Here is a 21,794-nt window from a genome sequence, read left to right on the forward strand (position 1 = left end):
CGGGAGCGGCCTGTCGGTTCAGCTCAGCTCGATGGTCATCCGCTCACGCAGATCGGTGACCGAGATGCCGAAGGTGTCCCTGACACGTACGGCGTCGGCGTCGATGTCGAAGACGGCGTGCTCGGTGTAGACGCGCCGTACGCAGCGCAGCCCGGTCAGGGGATAGGTGCAGGTCGGCACGATCTTTGCGGAGCCGTCCTTGGCGAAGAGGTTCATCATCACGAAGACGCTCTTCGCCCCGATCGCCAGGTCCATCGCGCCGCCGACGGCGGGAATGGCATCCGGTGCGCCGGTGTGCCAGTTGGCCAGATCGCCGTCCCTGCTGACCTGGAACGCGCCGAGTACGCACACGTCGAGGTGCCCCCCGCGCATCATCGCGAACGAGTCGGCGTGATGAAAGTAGGACGCTCCCGGCGGTTCGGTGACCGGCACCTTGCCCGCGTTGATCAGGTCGGGGTCGACATCGTCGCCGGACGCCGCGCCGCCCATGCCGAGCATGCCGTTCTCGGTGTGCAGCACCACGCCGGCCTCGGGTGCCAGGTGGTCGGCGACCAGGGTGGGTTGGCCGATCCCGAGGTTGACGTACGAGCCGGCCGGAATGTCGCGTGCGATGACGGCGGCCAACTCGTTTCGGTCAAGCGGGCCGCGGTCGAGGTGCTCGACGGTCCGGTGGCCGGTGGTGGCGGTCACGGCTTCACCTCGAGGATGCGGTCGACGTAGATGCCGGGTGTCACGACGGTTTCCGGATCGATGTCGCCGATGTCGACGACCCGCGACACCTCGGCGATGGTGAGCCTCGCGGCGGTGGCCATCACGGGCCCGAAGTTGCGAGCGGTCTTGCGATACACCAGGTTTCCCGCCCGGTCGCCGATATGCGCGCCGATCAACGCGACGTCGCCGCGGATTGGGTATTCCAGCAAGTAGTCGCTGCCGTCGATGGTGCGGACCTCCTTGCCGTCGGCCAGGGGTGTGCCGACACCGGTGGGACAGAAGAACGCCCCGATGCCCGCGCCTGCTGCGCGCATCCGTTCGGCCAGGTTTCCCTGCGGCACGACCTCGAGGGCGATCTTGTCCGCACGGTAGAGCCCGTCGAACACATAGGAATCGGACTGACGTGGGAACGAGCAGATGACCTTGCGCACCCGTCCTGCTGCGAGCAGCGCGGCAAGGCCGGTGTCACCATTGCCTGCGTTGTTGCTGACGATGGTCAGGTCGGTCGCGCCCTGGTCGATGAGCGCGTCGATCAGACGGGTGGGCATGCCTGCCATGCCGAATCCGCCAACGAGAACCGTTGCACCATCGCCGATTCCGGCGACCGCTTCGGCGGCGTCATCGCAGATCGCCGTGCGGCTCATAGGTTCTCCTCCGCCGAGTCGTATTCCATCAGCACCTTGTTCGCGATGCGGAATGCGGAATTGGCCTCCGGCACACCGCAATAGATGGCGGTTTGCAACAACAGCTCCTTGATCTCGTCGATGGTCACACCGTTGCGGCGAGCCGCCCGCACGTGCATCGCCAGCTCTTCATGGTGCCCGCGCGCCACAAGCGCGGTGAGGGTGATCAGTGATCGGCTGCGCCGGTCGAGTCCTGGCCGCGTCCAGATGGATCCCCATGCGTAACGAGTGATCAGTTCCTGGAAGTCGGCGGTGAACTCGTTGGTTGCCGCGAGGGCGCGGTCCACGTGGCTGTCGCCGAGCACCTCGCGGCGCACCGCCATGCCTGCCTCGTACAGGTGATCCGACTGATTGCGCGCCAGCTGGCCCGCGATGAGGTCGGCCACCCGGTCGGGAGCTTCGGCAGGGGCGAGATGTCCGACACCGTCCAGCACGATCAGCCGCCCGTCACTGACCCCGGATGCGATCTGCGCCAACCCTTCCGGCGGCGTCGGGATGTCCTGGGCGCCCGCGATCGCCAACACCGGCGTAGTGATCTGCGGCAGCCTGTCGACGACGTCGAACACGGCCAGTGCCTCGCATACCAGCGCGTAGCACTCGGCGTTCGTGTCACGCAGCGCGTCGAGGAGGGCCGCGGCGACGGCGGGCTCACGGTCTGCGAACCCGGCCGCAAACCAGCGCTCGGCGGACAACAGGACCACCGACTCGGTCCCCGATTCCCGCACGGTCGCTGCGCGAACACGCCACAGCTCGGGATCGCCGATGACTGCGCCGGTGCAGAGCAGCGCAGCCGACGCCACGCGTTCGGGCGCGTCCAACAGCAGCTGCAGCCCGACCGCACCGCCGACGGAATCGCCTGCGTAGGAGAACCTCTGCCCCGGTGCGATGTCGTCGGCGAGCGCCAGCACGGCGGCGGCCAGCTCCGACATGCGAAACGGACCGGATGCCGGGCTTCGGCCGTGCCCGGGCAGGTCCCAGGCCACTACGCGGGCGCGCTCGGCAAGGCGTTCGGCGACTGGTTTCCACAGGGTCGCGGCCGATGTGCCAAGGGATGGCCCGAGCAGCAGCAGCCCCGCGCCCGGGGGCCCACCGAAGTCGGTGCCGACTATGCGTGGCGTGGTCATGTCACCGCCTTGAGGTGATGGCGGGCGCGTTGGAGAACGGCGTCGACGAGGTGCTCAATTGCCCCGAGATAGTCGGATCGCGGCGGCAGGCCCGTCAACTCGGCCATCGTCTGCTGTTCGGCGAGTACGTCATCCGCCGCGGACAGATTGGCCTGTGCGCGCTCGGCGTCGACCTCGAGGGCGGCGATCAGTTCCGTCGTCTCGGCGGCAGCCACCACGGTGTGCCGCGTCAGGGTGCGCAGGGTGGCCCATTCGGCGTGCCAACCACCGTCGGAGCGCTCGTCCACTCCGGCCGCCGACGCCGTGTGCAGCGTCGCGCCGAGCGCAGGCGCGGTGAGAGCGGCGCGGCGAATCAGGATGGACAGCACGGGATTCGCCTTGTGCGGCATCGTTGACGAGCGACCCGTTGCGCCCTCGGTCATCTCGCCGATCTCGGTCCTGCTGCCGGTCGCGACGTCGTTGGCGATGTGGCCCCACGCGTCGCAGCAACTGACCATCGCATCGCCTCCCCTGGTGATGACCGACCGCGTGGTGTGCCACGGGGTGGCGGCCGTGAGACCGACGGCCGACGCGAACGCGTCGCACAGGCTGAGTGCGGCATCGGCCGAACCGGTCAGTTCGGTTGCGGCGGCGAGTGTTCCGGCCGCACCGCCGGCCTGCACGGGCAGGGGACCCACGGCGGCAAGGATATCTGCGGCGTCAAGCACACCCGAGAGCCAATTGGCCATCCTCGCTCCGATGGTGCTCGGCAGCGCCGCCTGCGTCAGTGTGCGGGCCAGCATCGGCGAGTGCTGGTTGGCCTCGACCAATGTGGCCAGCGAGCGCACCTGCGCGGCGAGTTCGCCTCGAATTTTTGACATCCCGTCGCGCAGGCACAGCATCAACGCGGTGTCGACGACGTCCTGGCTCGTCAATCCGCGGTGCAACCACCTGCCGGTTTCGCCACCCGTCCGGTCCCGCAACAGCGCGACGAGGCCCAGCACCGGGTTGCCGTCGGCCTCTGCGCCCGCGGCGATCGCCTCGATATCATCCGCGGACACCACCGCGGCCAGGTCGGTTCGGGCGGCTGGCGGTGCCACCCCTGACTCGACAAGCGCTGCAAGCCAGGCAGTTTCAATGTCGACCATCGCGGAGAAAAGCGCTGAGTCGCTCATCACGTCGGCCGCCCTGTGATCTCCTGGCCAGAACAGATCGGTCATGCTCGGTGGCCCGGGTAACGCAGGAACACCGTCTCGGGGACGCCGTCGGTGCCCGCCTGCAGACGGATGTCGAATCGCATGCCGTTCTCGTCGCGCACGGCAACCAGCGTGTTTCGCCACTCGGCGGGCAACGAGCCCAGCAGCCGGTCTGCGCCCAGTCGCTCGCCCGGCACGTAGGCCCTGGTGAAGAGCCGGTTCAACAAGCCCCGACCGAACACCGTCACTGCGAAGAACGGCGCCGTATCGTCGCTCGTCGCAGCGGGTTCGACCGTCGTGAAGCTGTAGTTGCCCTTGAGATCGGTGCCTGCCCGACCCCAACCGGTGAACGTCGCGCCGTCGCGCCGCAACGATCCGGTGGCCGACGGGACGGCGCCGTCGGCGCCCGCCTGCCAGATCTCCAGCAGGGCATCGGGCACGGGTGCGCCCGCACCGTCGGTGACGGTGCCGTGCAGCCGGATGGCACCTGGTGATCCCGGTGCGACCAGTTCGTTGGACCGCTCGAACGGCAGCGCGTAGCCGAAGAACGGGCCGATGGTCTGGCCGGGGGTCGGTGTCAGCGTGCTCATCAGGACTGCTCGCTTTTCTCGAAGGGAGTTTCGTGGCTGCCGGTCAGCACGACGTCCCACCGGTAGCCGGTGGCCCACTCATGGGTCGTCACGCCGTGGTCGTAGCTCGCGACGAGCCGGTCGCGGGCCTTCTGGTCGGTGATGGACTGGTAGATCGGGTCCAGGTCGAACAGCGGGTCGCCGGGGAAGTACATCTGGGTGATCATCCTCTGCGTGAATTCGGTTCCGAACAACGAGAAGTGGATGTGCGCGGGCCGCCACGCGTTGTAGTGATTCTTCCACGGGTACGGCCCGGGCTTGATGGTCGTGAAGCGGTAGGTGCCGTCGTCGTCGGTCAGGCACCGGCCCACTCCGGTGAAGTTCGGATCAAGCGGGGCGGGATGCTGGTCGCGCTGATGCGCGTAGCGGCCGCTCGCGTTGGCCTGCCAGATCTCGACCAGCTGACGGCGCACCGGGCGGCCGTCGCCGTCGACCACGCGGCCCGTCACCACCATGCGCTCGCCGATCGGCTCGCCACCGTGGCCGGCCGTCAGATCCGCTTCCTGCGCTGCGACGTCGCGCTCGCCGAAGCACGGCGTCCAGAGCTCCACTCCTTCAGGATCTGCATGCTGCAGATCCTTTGTGGGGTGGCGAAGCAGGCTGCTGCGGTAGGGCGAGTAGTCCAACCGCGGCTGGGTCTCCTCGATCCCGCTGGCCTGGTAGTCGGACTCGATGGCCGCGATCTCGTCGCTGATCTGGGCCTGGGTGGCCGCTGCGGCGTCGGGGTTGGTGTCGATCGGTGTTTTCATCGTCGGCCGTTCACCATCACCTTCTGCGAATCGACCATGTGCCCGAGCAGTGCGGTGGGCACGTCCTTGGTCTCGCGTGCGGTCAGTGCGGACACCGTCGCGATGACGCAGACCACCGCGGTGAAGATGCTGATGACGACCCAGCCGCCCTCGCGGACGCCGCCGAGCGCGGTCACGATCGACGGCGCGAAGCCTGCGACGAGGAAGCCGAGCTGGGTGCCGATCGCCATGCCGGAGAACCGCACCTGGGTGCTGAACATCTCGCCGTAGAAGGACGGCCAGACCGCGTTCGCGGCGCCGTATCCGAAGGCGAACGTGAGGACGGCCAGCGCGAAGGTGAGCACAGTGTTGTCGCCGCTCATGGACAGCAGGTAGAAGGGCAACATGATCGCCGACGACAACGCGCCGTAGATGAAGACCGGCTTGCGCCCGATCCGGTCGGCGAGCATGCCGAACAGCGGTTGGGTGCCCAGCGCGAAGACATTGGCGGCCACGACCAGCCAGACCGTGATGGCCGAATCCAGGCCGATCTTCTTGCCGTAGGCGATGGCCAGAGTCGTGATGACTGTCGAGACAGCAGCGATGAACGCGCAAAAGAACACCCGCAGCACGTCTTTCCAGTGGTTCTGCAGCAACGGCTTGAGCGGCATGCGTGCGATCGCGCCGGTGGCCTTCGCCTCGTCGAACTCGGGTGTTTCATGCAGGCGCCGACGAATGAAGAATGCCACCACGACGACGATTGCACTGAGCCAGAACGGGACTCGCCAGCCCCAGGACAGCTCGGCGTCGTCGGGCAGCGACACGAACGGAATCATCACCAGCGAGGCCAGGATCAGGCCGCCCTGCGTGCCGGTCAGCGTCCATGACGTGAAGTAGGAGCGGCGGTGATCCGGGGCGTGTTCGAGGGTCAACGAGCTGGCGCCGGCCTGCTCACCCGCGGCAGAGAAGCCCTGCAGCAGCCGACAGAGGACCAGAAGCACAGGCGCGAGCCAGCCGACGGCGCCGTAGGTGGGCAGGCAGCCGATCGCGAAGGTCGACACCCCCATCAAGACCAGCGTGAACATCAGCACGTTGCGCCTGCCGATGCGATCGCCGAAATGGCCGAGGACGAACGCGCCGACCGGGCGTGCGACGTACGCGACACCGAACGTCGCGAACGACAGCACCTGTGACGCTTCGTTGCCCGACGGGAAGAACACCTTCGGGAAGATCAGCGCCGCTGCAGTGCCGAAGAGGAAGAAGTCGTAGTATTCGACGGCGCTGCCCATGAAGCTGGCCAGCGCGGCACGCCCGGGGGTTCGCCGTTGCGAATCACCGCTTGTGCCATCGGGTTTGGTGGTCTCGATGCCGCTCATGATTCTCCTGTTTCTTCTCTCGGTGGTTGTTCGTTCAGCCGACGAGGCGGCGGAATTGACGGGACATGCGTTCGGCATCGGGGGTGATGCCGGTGATCAAGGCGAATGCCTCGGTGGCCTGATGCACGGCCATGTGGCCGCCGTCGCAGACGCGGCATCCCGCCGCGAGTGCCGCATGCAGCAGCTCGGTGTCCAGCGGCCGGTAGACGATGTCGGTCACCCAGAGGCCGGGGTGCAGCAGCTCGGGGTCCAGCGGCATGCCCGGGTGGTCGGCCATGCCCGTCGGGGTGCAGTGCACTACGCCGTCGCTGGCGGGCAGCAGCACGGCCAGCTTCTCCGGGGACGAGGCATCGACGCGGGCCTCGGGACGCATGGCGGCGAGTTCATTGGCGAGCGCGGTGGCCCGTTCGACGTCGACGTCCACGACGGTGAGGTGGTCGGCACCAAGGCGCAGCAGCGCGTCACCGACGGCGGCTCCGGCACCGCCCGCACCGATCAGCACCACGTTGTCGGTGGCCGCACCGGGCAATCCCTCGGTGAATCCGAGCGCGAAACCTGTCGTGTCGGTGTTGTAGCCGACCGCACGAGGCCCATCGAAGATCACGGTGTTCACCGCGCCGAGCTCGGCGGCCACGTCGTCGACCTCGTCGAGGTGCTCGATCACCAGGCGCTTGCACGGATAGGTGATGTTCAGGGCGTCGAAGCCGAGGGTGCGGGCCCAGTCGAGCACCTCGCCGATGCGCTCGGGCGCCACGCCGGCCGCGGTCAGGTCAATGGTCCGGTACAGGTACTCCAGACCCTGGGCGCTCGCCTCGGCCATGTGCAGCGCCGGGGTGAGCGACGGGCCGACGCCCGTGCCGACCAGCCCGACCAGGAAGGGGCGATGCGTCATGGAACTCCGCTCAGTAATGTACTAACTAGTACGTACGTGAAGTCCAACACAGTAATGCGGGCAGCGTCAAGGGCTGAATGTGATCCGGGTCGCGGTCTATTGCTTGGACGTCAGCCAGCCGACGACCACGTCGCCGAGCATCCGCCGCAGATGGGCGTGCGTGTCGCGTTCGGTGAAGTCCACGTCGAATAGGTGGCCGAAGGTGTACCGGTTGGCCACCTGGAACACGCAGTACGAGCTGATAAGGATGTGCACGTCGAGCGCATCCACGTCCTCGCGGAAAACGCTCAGCTCACGGCCCTGGTCAAGGATCTGTCCCAGCAGCGACGTTGCCGGCGCACCCAGCGTGCGCAGCGTCTCGAGGCGGGCGATGAACTGTCCGCGGTGAATGTTCTCGATCGCCACCAGCCGGATGAAGTCCTGATGGGCGATGTGGTGGTCGAAGGTCATCTCGGCCACCGCTCGGATGGCGTCGACCGGGTCGACATGGTCGACCTGCAATCGCTGCTCGGCCTCGCGGATGCCGCGGTAGGCGTTCTCGAGCACCGCCAGATAGAGCTGTTCCTTGCCGCCGAAGTAGTAGTAGATCATCCGCTTGGTGGTTCGCGTCCGCTCAGCGATCTCGTCGACGCGGGCGCCGGAGTAGCCCAGTTCGGCGAACACGGCGGTGGCCACTTCAATGAGCTCGGAGCGCGTGCGCACGGCGTCGCGCAACGGTTCGGGACGCGGCTCGGCGGTCACACCGGGCAGCCTACCGCGTACCCTTGTGATGTAACTAACCATTCCGTACATTAATCTCGTCGGAAGGTTGAGCCCAATGAAGACGTCCATCGCCACGGTCTCGCTGAGCGGGTCGCTCATCGAGAAGCTGCACGCCTGCGCGGCCGCCGGATTCGACGGGGTGGAGCTGTTCGAACCGGACCTGATCGCCAATGACCACAGCCCGGAAGAGATCCGGGCACTGAGCAGGCGGCTCGGGCTGTCGCTGGACCTCTATCAACCGTTGCGCGACATCGAGGGCGTCGACGAGGAGATGTTCGGCGAGAACCTGCGCCGCGCCGCCGCCACGTTCACCACCGCGCAGCGCCTCGGCATCGGCCTCGTCCTGGTGTGCAGCAACGTGGCGACCGCGACCGTGGACTCCGATGAGGTATCGGTCGACCAACTGCGTCGCCTCGGCGACCTCGCCGCGCGATACGACATCAGGGTCGCCTTCGAGGCGCTGGCATGGGGCAGGTTCGTCGACGACTACCGGCGCGCATGGCGCATCGCCGACCTCGCTGACCACCCGAACGTCGGCGTCTGCCTCGATAGTTTCCACGTGCTGTCCCGCGGCCACGACCCGTCTGCGATCGAGAACATCCCCGCCGACAAGATCTTCTTCCTGCAACTCGCCGACGCGCCCGCGCTGAGCATGGACGTGCTTTCGTGGAGCCGCCACCATCGGCTGTTCCCCGGCGAGGGCGCCTTCGACCTTCCTCGTTTCCTCTCCCATGTCCTGGCCACCGGCTATGACGGGCCCCTGTCACTCGAGGTGTTCAACGACACCTTCCGGCAAACCGATCCCGAGCGCACCGCCGTGCACGCCCTGCGCTCACTGCTGTGGTTGCAGGACAGAACCGCCGCGCTCGCCCCCGAGGGCTGGCGTCGCGACCTGGCCACCCTCACCGAGACCAAGGCGCCGACCGGGTTCGACTTCGTCGAAATCAAGGCCGAGGACACCAGCGAAGTCGAGGTGCTGCTGGCCCAGGTGGGCTTCACGCCGAGTGGGCGGCATCGCACCAAGCCGGTGTCGCTGTGGTCGGCAGGTGACGCCCGCGTAGTCCTCAACGAACAGCAGGCGCGCGATCAGATTCCGCACGTCGCGGCCGTCGGCGTGCAGGTACCCGACGCCGTCGCCACCTCACGCCGTGCGGCCGAGCTGATGGCGCCGGTCGCCTACCGCAGGACCTATGCCAGGGAACAGGCGCTGGGCGCCGCCGTCGCACCCGACGGCACCGAGGTGTACTGGGTCAGCGACTCCGCATGGGTCGACGAGTTCGAGAACGGCCTGGCGGCGGCGCCAACACCGGTGTGCGGCATCGACCACGTCAACCTGGCGCAGCCCTGGCAGACCGTCGACGACGCGGTGTTGTTCTTCACCAGCGTGTTCGGTTTGTCGGCGGACACCCCGGCGGAGGTGCCGGGTCCCAACGGGCTGGTGCGCAGCCAGTCGATGCGCACCGCCGACGGTGCGGTGCGGTTGATACTGAACGTCGCGCCGCACATCCTCGGCGAGGCCAATATGCCTCAGCACGTGGCGTTCTCGTGTTCCGACGTCGTCGGGCTGGCCCGCACGGCGCGGGCCAACGGTGCACAGCTGCTACCGGTTCCGGACAACTACTACGACTACCTGTCCGGCCGCTTCGGTCTCGACGACGCGACCGTCGACACCTACCGCGAACTGAACCTGCTCTACGACAGGGACCCCGGCGGCGACTTCGTGCACTTCTACACCCGCACGGTCGGCACGGTGTTCTTCGAGTTCGTGCAGCGGCGCGGACGGTACGACGGCTATGGCGCCGACAACGCGCCGGTGCGGTTGGCTGCCCAGCGCGGCGCGCGTGTCGGTACCGTACGCACGTGACAGATCGGCACAGGCTGCTCCTCGTCAACGGGCCGAACCTGAACCTGCTCGGCAGCCGCGAACCCGAGGTATACGGCACCGTCACGCTCGCCGACATCGAGAAGCTCGCGACCGCGACCGCCGCCGAACACGGGCACGACCTGCGTGCGGTGCAGAGCAACCACGAGGGCGCCTTGATCGACGAGATCCACAATGCCCGCCACGACTGCTGCGGGATCGTGATCAATCCCGGTGCGTTGACACACACTTCGGTTGCCATCGCCGACGCGTTGAGTGCGGTGAACCTGCCGGTGGCCGAGGTGCACCTGTCGAACATCCATCGCAGGGAGCCGTTCCGGCACCACTCGTATGTGTCCGCTGTCGCCCAGATGGTGGTGGCGGGCGCGGGTCCGGAGGGTTACGCGGCCGCCGTGCGGTATCTCGCCCAGGAGCACACACCGTGACGGTGCCGTCGCCGACGACTGTTCGGCGGGCCGCCGTTCTGGTGGCGCTCGAAGGGATTGCAGGCGTGCTGGCCGCGGTCGTCTACGTCGTCAGCGGTATCTCAGGCGGCGACGAACCCGGCCTGAACATGTACGGCACGGCCGCCTATTTTGTGATCATCGGCGGGGCGGTGCTTGCGGCCGGCTGGGCGTTGTGGACCGGCCGCCGCTGGGGGCGCGGTGTGGCCGTGTTCGCCCAGCTACTGCTGTTGCCGGTGGCGTGGTATCTCGCCGTCGGCTCGGGGCAGTGGATCTACGGCATCGGTGTCGCCGTTGTCGCGCTCGTCACGCTGGTGCAGTTGTTCAGCCCGTCGGCCGTGCAGTGGCTCAGCACTCAGGATTCGGGCGGCCCGGCGAGCGCGGACAGCTCGGGGCCCGACACCCGATAGGTGATCCACTCGTTCATCTGATGTCCGCCGACGGCGTCGTAGAGCGCGATCGCGTTCACGTTCCAGTCGAGCACCGCCCACGACAACCGGGTATAGCCGTTCTCGACGCATTCGCGGGCCAGTGCGGCCAGCATCTCACGGGCCAGCCCGCGACGGCGGAACTGCGGACGGACGAACAGATCCTCAAGGTAGATCCCCGCAACGCCGTCCCACGTCGAGAAGTTACGGAACCAGAGCGCGCCGGCGGCGGCCTGCCCGTCCTCCTCGGCGATGTGGCCGTGCACCGTCGGCGAGTCGCCGAAAAGCGCCGTGCGCAAGTCTGATTCGGTGACCGTGCATTCGTTGCCTGCGCGCTCGAACTCGGCGAGCTCGTGAATCATCGCCGTCAACTCGACCTCGTCGCCGGGCTCGGCACGCCGGATGATCATGGTTGGGCCTCCAAGGCCGACAGGATGGTGGTGAATTTCGTTGTAGTCTCGTCTACTTCGTCGTCGGGATCGGAGTCGGCGACGATTCCGCCGCCCGCGTGCGCGACGGCGGTGCGGCGGTCGGCCGACAGCACCGCGCCCCGGATGGACACTACCCAGCGTCCGTCGCCGCGTTGGTCACACCAGCCAACGGCGCCTGCATAGAATCCTCGTTCGCCTTCGATTTCGCCGATCAAGTCAGCCGCCGCCTTGGCGGGGGCTCCACCGACCGCGGGGGTCGGGTGCAGGGCGAGTGCGAGATCCAAAGCGGTCGTGGATTTTTCGCGTAGCCGGCCGCTGATTGGCGTGGACAGATGCCATAGCGCGGCGGTGCGGCTCAGTTGCGGGGTCGACGGAATCTGCAGATCGACGCACAACGGATCGAGTGCTGCGCGCATCGCGTCGACGACGAGAGCGTGCTCGTGCCGGTTCTTGTCCGACGCGGCGAGCGCGTCACCACTGGCCGCGTCGGCATCCGGATCCGGCATTCGCGGCGCCGAACCCGCAAACGGTGCGCAGACCACCCGGTCGCCCTGGCGGGCCACCAGCAGCTCGGGGCTGGCGCCGATCAGCACCGTCCCCGAATGGTCGGCGCCCGCGGCCGTCAGGTCAGCGAGATAGGCGTTGGTGGCCGGGTCCGCCGCGAGGAGGCGGTCGAGGATCGTGCGCGCGTCGAGCGGGCCGTCGGCCACCAACCGCAACGCGCGGGCGAGCACCACCTTGTGCAGTCCGCTCGCGGGGTCGCGCAGCCGTTGCACCGCCGCAGCGACCCTGGCGCGGTGCTCATCGGGGTCGGGCAGCGTCTCGGCCACCCGCACACCGGGCAGCGGCCGCAGCGGCCACTTCGGAAGCGCGTCGAGGAAAGCCACGTCCTGCGGCCGGATCAGGGCGGCGGGCCTGGAGAGGTCAAACGGCAAGGCGCCCACGATGATCGGGGTGCTGTGCGAAGTCAGCGATGTGCGCGCATCCGCGATGCTCTTGTACGCGGTGTGCACCCCTTCGGCGACGACAGCACTGCCACCGGTGGCGAGGACGAACGCCGGTTCGCGGGTCACGTGAACACGGTCGGGTTCGGATATCCGGTCAACCCGAGTCCGCTGAGCTGGCGCGCGCCGTGCTCGTAGCCGCACACGGCGATCGACGCCGCGGCCATCGCGAACCGGATCCCCTCGTACACGGGCAGCTCCACCCACCGGGTGATGACGGCGCGGGAGAAGTGCCCGTGTCCCACGAAGACGACGTCGCGGGTCTGCATGTGATCCAGGGCCAGTGCGATCGCCCGGTCGGCGCGTTCACACACCGCGGCGGTGGTTTCGCCGCCAGGACAGCCGTGCGTCCAGACGAGCCAGTTCGGCACGGTCTCGCGGATCTCCAGGGTCGTGGTGCCCTCGTAGTCGCCGTAATCCCATTCGCTGATGAGCGGATTCACCTCGTCGACATCGAGGCCGGCCAGGTCGGCGGTCACGACGGCGCGCTTGCGCGGGCTGCTGATGACGTAGGGGTTGTTCAGGTTCAGCTGGGCGATCGTTTCGCCCGCCGATTTCGCCTGACCTCGCCCGGTCTCGGTGAGCTCGAGGTCGGTGCGGCTGGTGTGCTTGCCGCTCTTGGACCACTCGGTTTCGCCGTGTCGCAGCAGAAGCAGCCGGTGCTGCAGCCTGGTGTCGCCGGTCACTCTGCCGATTCTGCCCCACGCGGTGCGTCGACGTGACCGATGTCGTGCTTGTATGGACGGCGTGACGCGAGTACTTGCGGTCGCCAATCAAAAGGGTGGGGTAGCCAAAACGACGACGGTGGCGTCGTTGGGTGCGGCGATGGCGGAGAAGGGGCGACGGGTCCTGCTCGTCGACCTCGACCCGCAGGGCAGTTTGACGTTCTCGCTCGGCCACGACCCCGACAAGCTGGCGGTCTCGATCCATGAGGTGCTGCTCGGCGACGTAGAGCCGTCGGCGGCTTTGCTGTCGACGTCGGAGGGAATGACGTTGCTGCCGGCCAACATCGATTTGGCAGGCGCCGAGGCGATGCTGTTGATGCGGGCCGGCCGCGAATACGCGCTCAAGCGCAGCCTTGCCAAAGTCCGCGATGACTACGACGTGATCATCATCGATTGTCCGCCGTCGCTGGGAGTGCTGACACTCAACGGGCTGACCGCCGCCGACGACGTGATCGTGCCGCTGCAGTGCGAGACCCTGGCACACCGCGGGGTCGGCCAGTTCCTGCGCACCATCAACGACGTCCAGCAGATCACCAACGCCGACCTCACGCTGCTCGGCGCGCTACCGACGCTGTACGACTCACGCACCACCCACAGCCGCGACGTCTTGCTCGACGTAGCCGACCGCTACGACCTGCCGGTGCTTGCGCCGCCGATCCCACGAACCGTGCGCTTTGCCGAAGCCACCGCTTCGGGTGCGTCGATACTTGCAAGCCGCAAGAACAAGGGCGCGGGCGCCTACCGCGATCTGGCAGCCGCGCTGCTCAAGCACTGGAAGTCGGGCAAGGAGCTGGCGACCTTCGCGCCTGAGGTCTAGCCGCCCAACGCAACAAGGGAGCCGCCGCGCTGCTCGAGCAGCACGGAGCCGGCCACGGCGGGTACCACCGCGGACTGCGCGGGCTGGCGCCGCAGCGGGATGAAGCGTTCGTTGACACCCGTCGTGGGGTCGTAGACGCCGACGCCGTCGCTGACCGGGATGATCAGCCGGCCCGCCATCATCGTCGCCGGACCGATCGGCACATGGGTGCCTGCCGGGCCGATGGTGTAGCGGTACTGCACGCCGCTGGAGGCGAACACCATCACGGCGTCACCGGTCCACCATGTGATCAGGTCACCGGCGCGGGTTGCGGCGGCCTCCGGCGACGGGGGCTTGGGCAGCGGCAGGTTGGCCGTCGTCGATCCGGTTTCGTCGACGATCATCAGAGACGGCCGCGGCGCTGGCACGTAGACCGCGGTGGTGGTCTCGGAGACGGCGACAACCTTGGCGCCGGAGTCTTCCTTGACGCCGGGCAGTGGCACGTACTTGAGGTCGGGCGTGTCCTCTTCCTTGGCGGGACGCAACACCGTCAGCCGTATGTCGGGCTGGTCGGGACACGCTTCGAGCACGGCCACCGCTGCCGTGCTGGCCGCCGCGGATCCCAGCCGGCACAACACCGGGCCGGGAACGCCGGGTTTGATTCGGGCGTCCAGCGCGCCGTGGCTGATCATCCGGACCATGTCGGAGCGCCAGAGCTCGAGCCTGCTGTCGCCCGCCGCGAGCACGGTGGTGCCGTCGGAGGACAGCGCGATCTGAGGATCGGCGTAGGCGGTGCGGCTCGGGCCGCGCATACCGGTCTGGCCGTCGATGGTGGTCACCTGACCGCAGCCGCGGCTGTCGGGATAGACGGCGACCGCGTAGTTGTACACCGCGGTGACCCCGCACAGGTCGAGGTCGCGGGCGTAGCTCCACAGCACCGACCCCTTCACGGGATCTCGGCCGTCGACCTGATGGCCGTTTCCGGTCACCACGCTGCCACCGGCCAGCACCGGCGTCCTGGTCTTCGGGCTCGGCGCCGTCCACAGCTCCCGCAGTGACGCCGGAACGACCTTGGCGGGTGTCAGGGTCTTCACCGGCGACGCGGCGGGCCTGCTGATGGTGGCCCTTGCGTCGCTGGTCCACCAGATCAGCGCGGCGACGACTGCGACCACGACGGCGATCGCGGCGGCGGCGATCAGGTCGGCCCGGGTGCGACGCTCGGGTTTGACCATCGGTGGACGGGTCGCGCTAGTTGGCGGTCGCCGAAGCGGCCTTGCGCGGGCGACGACGACGACGCTTGCGGGTGGCCCCTTCGCCCTCTGCGGCGGGTTTGTCGCCGTTCTCGGGCGTCTCGGCGGACTTGTCGCCGTCGGGGTGGCTGCCCACCGGCTGGCCGCCGCGCGTGCGACGGCGCGACTTGGTGCGGCTGCGGGCGGGCGCCTCGGCGGTGTCCCGCGGGGGGCGCTTGGCGGCCTTGGCCGGCTGCGCCGGACCGATCCTGCCCGTCGCGTCGCTCGGGATGTCCAACTCCTCGTACAAATGCGGTGAGCTGGAATAGGTTTCGGCCGGATCCGGGTGACCGAGGCCCAGTGCCTTGTTGATCATCTCCCAGCGTCCCAGCTCATCCCAGTCGATCAGGGTCACCGCGACGCCGCTCTTACCGGCGCGGCCGGTGCGGCCGATGCGGTGCACGTAGGCCTGTTCGTCCTCGGGGATCTGGTAGTTGATGACGTGGGTGACGTCGTCGATATCGATGCCGCGGGCGGCCACGTCGGTGGCCACCAGCACGTCGATGTCACCGGTGCGGAAGGCCTTGAGGGCCTTCTCGCGGGCGCTCTGGTTCAGGTCGCCGTGCACGGCGCCCACCTTGAAGCCGCGCTCGCCGAGCTCGTCGGACACCTTCTGCGCAGTGCGCTTGGTGCGGGTGAAGACCATCGTGGAGCCGCGACCGCGGGCCTGGAGTAGTCGGCTGACCATTTCGACCTTGTCCAACGCGTGGGCGCGGTAGGCGAACTGATCGGTGGTGGTGTGCACGGCCGACGACGCAGCAGACTCGGCGCGGATGTGCGTCGGCTGGTTCATGAAGCTGCGGGCCAGCGTGATGATCGGATCAGGCATCGTCGCCGAGAACAGCATCGACTGCCGCGTCTCGGGGATCTGCCTAAGGATTCGTTCGATGTCGGGCAGGAAGCCGAGGTCGAGCATCTCGTCGGCCTCGTCGAGCACGAGCACGGAGATGCCGCCCAGCTGCAGGTGTCCCTGCTGAGCGAGGTCGAGCAGCCGCCCGGGGGTGCCGACGACGACGTCGGCCCCTGCCCGCAGCGCGTCGATCTGGGGCTCGTAGGCGCGCCCGCCGTAGATCGACACCACCGACAGCTTGCGGTCGCCGACGGTCAGGTACTTCGCGGCAAGGGCGAGGTCACCGTAGACCTGGAAGCACAGTTCGCGGGTGGGCACCACGACGATGGCCCGTGGCGCGCCGGTCAGCGGCCTTTCGGTGTCGGTGGTGATCGTTTGCAGCAGTGGCACGCCGAAAGCCAGCGTCTTGCCCATGCCGGTGCGGGCCTGCCCGATCAGGTCGTCGCCCGCCATCGCCAGCGGCAGGGTCAGCTCTTGAATGGCAAATGTGTGTTCCTTGCCGTCTTCGGCGAGTGCGCGGACTATTTCGTCGCGAACCCCGAGTTTGGCAAATGTTGGATTGAGTGCAGTCATGCTTGGTAGACGAAGCCTTTCGATTCATTCCTCGTTGCGTCCACGCGCGCACGAGTATGTCGAGAAGACTTCGCGAGGCCCTGCGCTGAGGTAGGCGGGCCGACGTCGTGCACGCACATTTCTTAGGAAGCGAGCCGCTGTCCGCGGCCACTGCCTATGGCCATGATACCGGTAGGGTTTGCCGGCCGGTCGGCCTACCGGTCGCCGTCTACAGTTGGGCGCATGAGCGACGCTTGCGAGCGAATCATTGGCACCGCATGCGGCGACCGAGCCTGCGAGGGGGCCGCATGAGTTCGACGCAGCCTGCGGCATCGTCTGAGCGCATCGCCCCATCGGCGACGTCAGGCGTGTCGGCCGACCATCCCGGGGTCAACGAGCTGTTCGCGCTGCTGGCCTACGGCGAGGTGGCCGCGTTCTACCGGCTCACCGAAGAGGCTCGGATGGCGCCCAACCTGTTGGGCAAGATCAACATGGCCAGCATGGCGGCAGCCGAGATGGCGCACTACGAGATGCTGCACGACGAACTCGCCCGGCGGGGCATCGACGTCGTTCCCGCCATGACGAGATACGCATCGGCTTTGGAGAACTATCACCGGCTCACCACTCCGAGCACCTGGCTGGAGGCGCTGGTGAAGACGTATGTCGGCGACGCCCTTGCGGCCGACTTCTATCTGGTGATCGCTGACGTGCTTCCGTCGGAGGTCGCCGACGTCGTCCGCGCGGTCCTGGCCGAAACGGGTCATTCGCAGTTCGTCGTCGCCGAGGTCCGCAAGGCGGTCACCTCGAGCCAGCGGCAACGTCACCGGCTGGCGTTATGGTCGCGCAGGCTGCTCGGCGAGGCCATCACCCAGGCTCAATTCGTCCTGGCCGATCACGACGAGCTCGTCGACCTGGTCGTGTCGGGCACCGAAGGCCTCGGCCAGCTGACCGAGTTCTTCGAGCGTCTTCAGCACACCCACAGCACCCGCATGCAGGAACTCGGCCTGGCCTGACGTCGGCTCAGCGGGTGCAGTTGGTGATCATCGTGTTGTTGTTCTGCGCCGCCAGCGTCTCGCCCGCCGCATCGGTGATCGAGCAGTTGAGCTGACCGCCCACGCTGGTGGCGGTGACCGAGCTGAGCGAAACTCCTGGATCGAGCGTCACCTGCTTCGTCCACGGCAGTGCGACGTTCACGTCGGTCTGCAGCGCGCCCTGCTGGTCGGTCCAGATTATCGTGACCAGATCGAAGAGCTGGCGGTTCCCGGTCACGGTGTAGGTGACGGTGCCCGGGTTGGCCGCGGGCGCCGGCGCCGCCTCCGTCGGCTCGCCGATGGCGCTGGGCGGCGCGGCGGTCGGGGTCGGCGTGACGCTCGTGATGGTCTCCGGCGGCAGCGCGGTCGCCGACGGTTTCCGGGTCGACACATCGTTGGGATACGGCACGGCCCGACTCTCGGACGGCGACACCGTCGCCGAGGTGGTGCCGCTGTCGCCGCCGCTGAGAATCATCAACGTGCCCGCCACGGCGATCAGCAGCACGATCCCCGCGACGCTGGCCACCCAGAGCCAGCGCTTGTCGTCGTGATCGGTGTAGTACCGGACGTCGTCGTAGTCGCCGTCGAAGTCGTCGTCGTCGTAGTCGGCGTACGCGTCGTAGTCCTCGACGTCGGCGAATTCGTGATCCGCGTCGTCGGGAATCCGATGGGTCGCCGATCCCGGTGCCCAGGGCGAAGAAGGCCTGTTCATGCGCATAATCCTCGTCAGTTCGAGTGGTGCAGACCTGATGCTATCGATGCAGAAGTGACAGATGAGGTCACCGGCGCAGCGTGTTGGTAACGGTCCGGACTCAGTTCATCGTGCCGGGTCCACTAGCCTTTGAAAGCGAGAACGAATTCGACGGCGAGAACTGAGGAAGGACCCAGCGTGGAGGTCAAGATCGGTGTCACGGACAGCCCGCGCGAGATCAGCTTCAACAGCGCGCAGACGCCCACCGAGGTGGAGAAGCTGATCACCGATGCGCTGAGCGAAGATTCAGGCGTGCTCGCGCTGACCGACGAGAAGGGTCGTCGATTCCTGGTTCAGGCGGCCAAGATCGCCTACGTCGAGATCGGTGCCGCCGACATTCGGCGGGTTGGATTCGGCGTCGGCGTGGTGGGTGCCGAGGCGGTCAAGAACGGGTAAGCGGCACGTGTGACAGGCCGCCCCAGGCGAACTGCACGGTCCCCTCGACTGCGGCTTCCTTAGTGGTCGGCCGCTCGTTGTTGAGCCAGTATCGGGCGGAGTCGACGCTGATCGCCACCAACCCGACCGCGATCATCCTGGCGCGGTGCGCCTCGAGGCCGGAGTCTCTGCTGATCAGGTCGAAAACCGCATCGGTGCACGACTCCGTGGCGACCTTGACCTGCGCGGCCACCTGCGGTTCGGTCACGTAGTCGTTCTCGAAGATCAGCCGATAGCCCTGGCCGTCGTGATCGATGAAGTCGAAGAACGCCTGCACGGCGGCGCGCAGCCGCTGCCGGTTGTCCGTTGTGGTCCGCAATGCCTGGCGCACACCGGAGACCAGGTTGTCGACGTGCTGGGCCAGCACCGCGAGGTAAAGCTCCAGCTTCGACGAGAAGTGTTGGTAGAGAACAGGTTTGCTGACACCGGCCCGATCTGCGATCTCGTCCATGCCGGCGGCGTGATAGCCGCGGTCGACGAAAATCTCGCTGGCAGCGCCGAGTAACTGTCCGCGGCGCTCGTCGCGCGGCAGCCTGCTGCCACGCCGATTGCCTGCCGCCCCGCCACCCCTCGATTGGGTGGCATTGGCGAGATCGCTCATCTCTCCCTACTAACTGGCCGCATCCGGCCTCGTTCGCATCGACACTACTACCCGTTGGTGGTGGTACGCGTCAGGACGGCGTCGCCGGGCAGGTCTATGCCATCCTGTTCCGGTGACCTACGACCCGGGGCGTCGCATGCGGAGCGCCGGAGGCCATCTGCGTCGGGACCCCGAGTCCAACAGGGCTCGCGTACCTGTGCTGCGCGACGAGTTGCGCGAACCGCTGCGCGCTCAACGCGATCCGCTCGCCGAGGATTCGGGGCGGCCCAGAGCCAATCGGGAAGAGCGGCGCCGGTGGCGTAAACAGAGCTGGCTCGGCCGGTTCACCTCGACATACGGGTGGCGTGCCTACGCGCTGCCCGCACTCGTCGCGCTCACGGTGTGGGTGGTGTATTCGACCGTCACGGGAACAAGTGGTTCGAGCACCGATGAGGACGCCGGTCCTGCGCAGGGCCCGCCCACCATCGGCGCGGCGAGCACGGCGATCATCGGCGCACCGCCCAAGGGGCTGACCCAGTTCGACGCCAGCCTTCCCACCGGCATGCTGCCCGACGGCGGCCCCTACACCGATGTGGGCGCCAAGACCTGGCACATCGTTCCGGGGGCCGACCAGAAGGTCGGCGAGGGCACCACCAAGACGTTCACCTACACCGTCGAAATCGAGGACGGCATCGACACCACCTCGTTCGGCGGCGACGACAACTTCGCGCGGATGGTCAGCCAGACCCTGGCCAACCCGAAGAGCTGGACGCACAACCCGCAGTTCGCGTTCACCCGGATCGACAGCGGCGAGCCGGACTTCCGGTTGTCGCTGACCACGCCGATGACGTTGCGTGAGGGCTGCGGCTACGAGATTCCCATCGAGACGTCCTGCTACAACCCGGCCTTCGCCCCAGACGGCCAGCCGCGGGTGTTCATCAACGAGGCGCGCTGGGTCCGCGGGGCGGTGCCTTTCCAGGGTGATGTCGGCGCCTACCGCCAGTATCTGGTCAATCACGAGGTCGGCCACGCGATCGGCTACCAGCGCCACGAGCCGTGCGCCGAGAACGGGCAGCTGGCACCGGTGATGATGCAGCAGACGTTCTCCACCAGCGACAACGACAACGCCCGTTTCGACCCGGAATGGGTCAAGGCGGACGGCAAGACCTGCAAGCCCAACCCGTGGCCGTACCCCATCCCATAGCCCTGCGGAAGCGACAAGCATCGGGCCTCGGGAAGCTCCCGGCGGTCATTGCCGTTGTGCTGGGTAACTGCTGAGATGGAAAGAGCCCCGACTTCGAATCGAGGAGGGTATCGGTGTCCACACCGTTGCCGCCGCTGGTGACACCTGCGGCCGAACTGACGCGCGAAGAGGTGGCGCGATACAGCCGCCACCTGATCATTCCCGACCTCGGGTTGGACGGTCAGAAGCGGCTGAAAAGCGCGAAGGTACTGGTCATCGGCGCCGGTGGGCTCGGGTCGCCGACGCTGCTCTACCTGGCGGCCGCGGGCGTAGGAACGATCGGCATCGTCGAGTTCGACGTCGTCGACGAGTCCAACCTGCAGCGCCAGATCATCCACGGGCAATCCGACATCGGCAGGTCGAAGGCCGAGAGCGCGCGCGACTCCATCCGGGAGATCAACCCGCTCGTCGATGTGCGGCTGCACGAGGTCCGGCTGGAGCCCGACAACGCCGTCGACCTGTTCGAGCAATACGACCTGATCTTGGACGGAACCGACAACTTCGCGACCCGCTATCTGGTCAACGACGCGGCGGTGCTGGCGGGCAAGCCTTACGTGTGGGGATCGATCTATCGGTTCGAGGGCCAGGTGTCGGTGTTCTGGGAGGACGCCCCCGACGCGCCCGACGGGACGAAGCGGGGCCTCAACTACCGCGACCTGTACCCGGAGCCGCCACCTCCCGGCATGGTGCCGTCCTGCGCGGAGGGTGGCGTGCTCGGCATTCTGTGTGCGTCGATCGCGTCGGTCATGGGCACCGAGGCGATCAAGCTGATCACCGGCATCGGTGACCCGCTTCTCGGCAGGCTGATGGTCTATGACGCGCTCGACATGAGCTATCGCACCATCAAGATCCGCAAGGATCCCGCTACCCCGAAGATCACCGAGCTGATCGACTACGAGGAGTTCTGCGGTGTGGTCTCCGACGCTGCCGCCGAGGCCGCGGCCGACTCCACCCTCACCCCGCGCGAGCTGCGCGAGATGATCGACTCCGGCAAGCCGGTGTCCCTGATCGACGTCCGCGAGCAGGTGGAGTGGGACATCAACCGCATCGAGGGCGCCGAGCTGATCCCGAAGGGGGAATTCGAGTCGGGCGAGGCGCTTGCCAGGCTGCAGGTGGACCGCACCCCGGTGTTCTATTGCAAGACCGGCGTGCGTTCGGCAGAGGTGTTGGCCATCGCGAAGAAGGCCGGTTTCTCCGATGCGCTACACGTGCAGGGCGGAATCGTGGCCTGGGGTAAGCAGCTCGAACCAGACATGGTCATGTACTGACGCGTC

The 21,794-nt window shown here is 67.5% G+C and carries 24 protein-coding genes; 8 read left to right on the forward strand and 16 right to left on the reverse strand.

Going from position 1 to position 21,794, the window contains the following annotated elements:
* Positions 1-18: 18 nt before the first annotated feature.
* The 9 genes from QOJ24_RS11755 to QOJ24_RS11795 all read right to left on the reverse strand — a co-directional run bounded on the left by QOJ24_RS11755 (position 19) and on the right by QOJ24_RS11795 (position 8,059).
* Positions 19-690, reverse strand: a complete 672-nt coding sequence (locus QOJ24_RS11755; protein WP_526261288.1) for a 3-oxoacid CoA-transferase subunit B — start codon at positions 688-690, stop codon at positions 19-21.
* Positions 687-1,355, reverse strand: a complete 669-nt coding sequence (locus tag QOJ24_RS11760; protein ID WP_526261290.1) for a 3-oxoacid CoA-transferase subunit A — start codon at positions 1,353-1,355, stop codon at positions 687-689. The genes QOJ24_RS11755 and QOJ24_RS11760 overlap by 4 nt, the downstream gene beginning before the upstream one ends.
* On the reverse strand, positions 1,352-2,518 hold the full coding sequence (pcaDC, locus tag QOJ24_RS11765; protein ID WP_526261292.1) for a bifunctional 3-oxoadipate enol-lactonase/4-carboxymuconolactone decarboxylase PcaDC: 1,167 nt from the start codon (positions 2,516-2,518) through the stop codon (positions 1,352-1,354). The genes QOJ24_RS11760 and pcaDC overlap by 4 nt, the downstream gene beginning before the upstream one ends.
* A complete protein-coding gene (gene pcaB, locus QOJ24_RS11770) occupies positions 2,515-3,717 on the reverse strand; it encodes a 3-carboxy-cis,cis-muconate cycloisomerase (RefSeq protein WP_526261294.1) in 1,203 nt (400 codons plus the stop codon). Before pcaB ends, pcaDC begins: the two co-directional genes overlap by 4 nt.
* Positions 3,714-4,283, reverse strand: coding sequence for a protocatechuate 3,4-dioxygenase subunit alpha (gene pcaG, locus QOJ24_RS11775; protein ID WP_526261296.1), 570 nt, complete (start codon positions 4,281-4,283; stop codon positions 3,714-3,716). Before pcaG ends, pcaB begins: the two co-directional genes overlap by 4 nt.
* The gene (gene pcaH, locus QOJ24_RS11780; RefSeq protein WP_526261298.1) at positions 4,283-5,071 is read right to left on the reverse strand and encodes a protocatechuate 3,4-dioxygenase subunit beta; all 789 of its coding nucleotides are present in this window, start codon (positions 5,069-5,071) and stop codon (positions 4,283-4,285) included. Before pcaH ends, pcaG begins: the two co-directional genes overlap by 1 nt.
* A complete protein-coding gene (locus QOJ24_RS11785; protein ID WP_526261300.1) occupies positions 5,068-6,426 on the reverse strand; it encodes an MFS transporter in 1,359 nt (452 codons plus the stop codon). Before QOJ24_RS11785 ends, pcaH begins: the two co-directional genes overlap by 4 nt.
* Before the next feature lie 34 nt (positions 6,427-6,460).
* The gene (locus QOJ24_RS11790; protein WP_526261302.1) at positions 6,461-7,318 is read right to left on the reverse strand and encodes a shikimate dehydrogenase family protein; all 858 of its coding nucleotides are present in this window, start codon (positions 7,316-7,318) and stop codon (positions 6,461-6,463) included.
* A gap of 96 nt (positions 7,319-7,414) precedes the next feature.
* Positions 7,415-8,059 (reverse strand): TetR/AcrR family transcriptional regulator, encoded by a 645-nt coding sequence (locus QOJ24_RS11795; RefSeq protein WP_526261304.1) that lies wholly within the window; start codon positions 8,057-8,059, stop codon positions 7,415-7,417.
* Positions 8,060-8,135: 76 nt separating this feature from the next.
* On the opposite strand from QOJ24_RS11795, the gene QOJ24_RS11800 reads away from it, so the two are divergent.
* The 3 genes from QOJ24_RS11800 to QOJ24_RS11810 are packed head-to-tail and all read left to right on the forward strand — an operon-like array spanning position 8,136 to position 10,815.
* Entirely contained in the window at positions 8,136-9,944 is a 1,809-nt protein-coding gene (locus QOJ24_RS11800; protein WP_526261306.1) for a bifunctional sugar phosphate isomerase/epimerase/4-hydroxyphenylpyruvate dioxygenase family protein, read from the forward strand.
* Entirely contained in the window at positions 9,941-10,387 is a 447-nt protein-coding gene (gene aroQ, locus QOJ24_RS11805; RefSeq protein ID WP_526261308.1) for a type II 3-dehydroquinate dehydratase, read from the forward strand. Before QOJ24_RS11800 ends, aroQ begins: the two co-directional genes overlap by 4 nt.
* The gene (locus QOJ24_RS11810; RefSeq protein ID WP_526261309.1) at positions 10,384-10,815 is read left to right on the forward strand and encodes a hypothetical protein; all 432 of its coding nucleotides are present in this window, start codon (positions 10,384-10,386) and stop codon (positions 10,813-10,815) included. Before aroQ ends, QOJ24_RS11810 begins: the two co-directional genes overlap by 4 nt.
* On the opposite strand, the gene QOJ24_RS11815 is transcribed toward QOJ24_RS11810, so the two are convergent.
* The 3 genes from QOJ24_RS11815 to QOJ24_RS11825 are packed head-to-tail and all read right to left on the reverse strand — an operon-like array spanning position 10,761 to position 12,954.
* Positions 10,761-11,243, reverse strand: a complete 483-nt coding sequence (locus QOJ24_RS11815) for a GNAT family N-acetyltransferase (protein WP_526261311.1) — start codon at positions 11,241-11,243, stop codon at positions 10,761-10,763. The two genes, QOJ24_RS11810 and QOJ24_RS11815, sit on opposite strands and share 55 nt — an antisense overlap.
* A complete protein-coding gene (locus tag QOJ24_RS11820; protein WP_526261313.1) occupies positions 11,240-12,337 on the reverse strand; it encodes an isochorismate synthase in 1,098 nt (365 codons plus the stop codon). The genes QOJ24_RS11815 and QOJ24_RS11820 overlap by 4 nt, the downstream gene beginning before the upstream one ends.
* On the reverse strand, positions 12,334-12,954 hold the full coding sequence (locus QOJ24_RS11825) for an acid phosphatase (protein WP_526261315.1): 621 nt from the start codon (positions 12,952-12,954) through the stop codon (positions 12,334-12,336). The genes QOJ24_RS11820 and QOJ24_RS11825 overlap by 4 nt, the downstream gene beginning before the upstream one ends.
* A 52-nt stretch (positions 12,955-13,006) precedes the next feature.
* Here QOJ24_RS11825 and QOJ24_RS11830 point away from each other — a divergent pair, with 52 nt between their 5' ends.
* Positions 13,007-13,810, forward strand: a complete 804-nt coding sequence (locus QOJ24_RS11830) for a ParA family protein (RefSeq protein WP_526261317.1) — start codon at positions 13,007-13,009, stop codon at positions 13,808-13,810.
* Here QOJ24_RS11830 and QOJ24_RS11835 read toward each other — a convergent pair.
* Both QOJ24_RS11835 and QOJ24_RS11840 read right to left on the reverse strand, forming a co-directional pair.
* Positions 13,807-15,021 (reverse strand): Rv3212 family protein, encoded by a 1,215-nt coding sequence (locus QOJ24_RS11835; RefSeq protein WP_526261319.1) that lies wholly within the window; start codon positions 15,019-15,021, stop codon positions 13,807-13,809. The two genes, QOJ24_RS11830 and QOJ24_RS11835, sit on opposite strands and share 4 nt — an antisense overlap.
* 16 nt (positions 15,022-15,037) lie before the next feature.
* The gene (locus QOJ24_RS11840; protein WP_526261321.1) at positions 15,038-16,501 is read right to left on the reverse strand and encodes a DEAD/DEAH box helicase; all 1,464 of its coding nucleotides are present in this window, start codon (positions 16,499-16,501) and stop codon (positions 15,038-15,040) included.
* Positions 16,502-16,788: 287 nt separating this feature from the next.
* Between QOJ24_RS11840 and QOJ24_RS11845 the strand changes: the two genes are divergently transcribed.
* Positions 16,789-17,493, forward strand: a complete 705-nt coding sequence (locus tag QOJ24_RS11845) for a ferritin-like fold-containing protein (RefSeq protein ID WP_526261323.1) — start codon at positions 16,789-16,791, stop codon at positions 17,491-17,493.
* Positions 17,494-17,500: 7 nt separating this feature from the next.
* On the opposite strand, the gene QOJ24_RS11850 is transcribed toward QOJ24_RS11845, so the two are convergent.
* Positions 17,501-18,223, reverse strand: coding sequence for a hypothetical protein (locus QOJ24_RS11850; protein WP_526261325.1), 723 nt, complete (start codon positions 18,221-18,223; stop codon positions 17,501-17,503).
* Positions 18,224-18,400: 177 nt separating this feature from the next.
* Here QOJ24_RS11850 and QOJ24_RS11855 point away from each other — a divergent pair, with 177 nt between their 5' ends.
* Positions 18,401-18,658, forward strand: a complete 258-nt coding sequence (locus QOJ24_RS11855) for a DUF3107 family protein (RefSeq protein WP_526261327.1) — start codon at positions 18,401-18,403, stop codon at positions 18,656-18,658.
* Here QOJ24_RS11855 and fasR read toward each other — a convergent pair.
* The gene (gene fasR / locus QOJ24_RS11860; protein ID WP_526261329.1) at positions 18,645-19,298 is read right to left on the reverse strand and encodes an HTH-type transcriptional activator FasR; all 654 of its coding nucleotides are present in this window, start codon (positions 19,296-19,298) and stop codon (positions 18,645-18,647) included. The genes QOJ24_RS11855 and fasR overlap by 14 nt on opposite strands.
* 112 nt (positions 19,299-19,410) lie before the next feature.
* On the opposite strand from fasR, the gene QOJ24_RS11865 reads away from it, so the two are divergent.
* Together QOJ24_RS11865 and moeZ are read left to right on the forward strand one after the other, a co-directional pair.
* Positions 19,411-20,481, forward strand: coding sequence for a DUF3152 domain-containing protein (locus tag QOJ24_RS11865; RefSeq protein WP_526261331.1), 1,071 nt, complete (start codon positions 19,411-19,413; stop codon positions 20,479-20,481).
* Positions 20,482-20,594: 113 nt separating this feature from the next.
* On the forward strand, positions 20,595-21,788 hold the full coding sequence (gene moeZ / locus QOJ24_RS11870; RefSeq protein ID WP_526261333.1) for an adenylyltransferase/sulfurtransferase MoeZ: 1,194 nt from the start codon (positions 20,595-20,597) through the stop codon (positions 21,786-21,788).
* Positions 21,789-21,794: the final 6 nt, after the last annotated feature.

The sequence above is a fragment of the Mycobacterium sp. genome (assembly GCF_032159775.1).
GTDB lineage: Bacteria > Actinomycetota > Actinomycetes > Mycobacteriales > Mycobacteriaceae > Mycobacterium.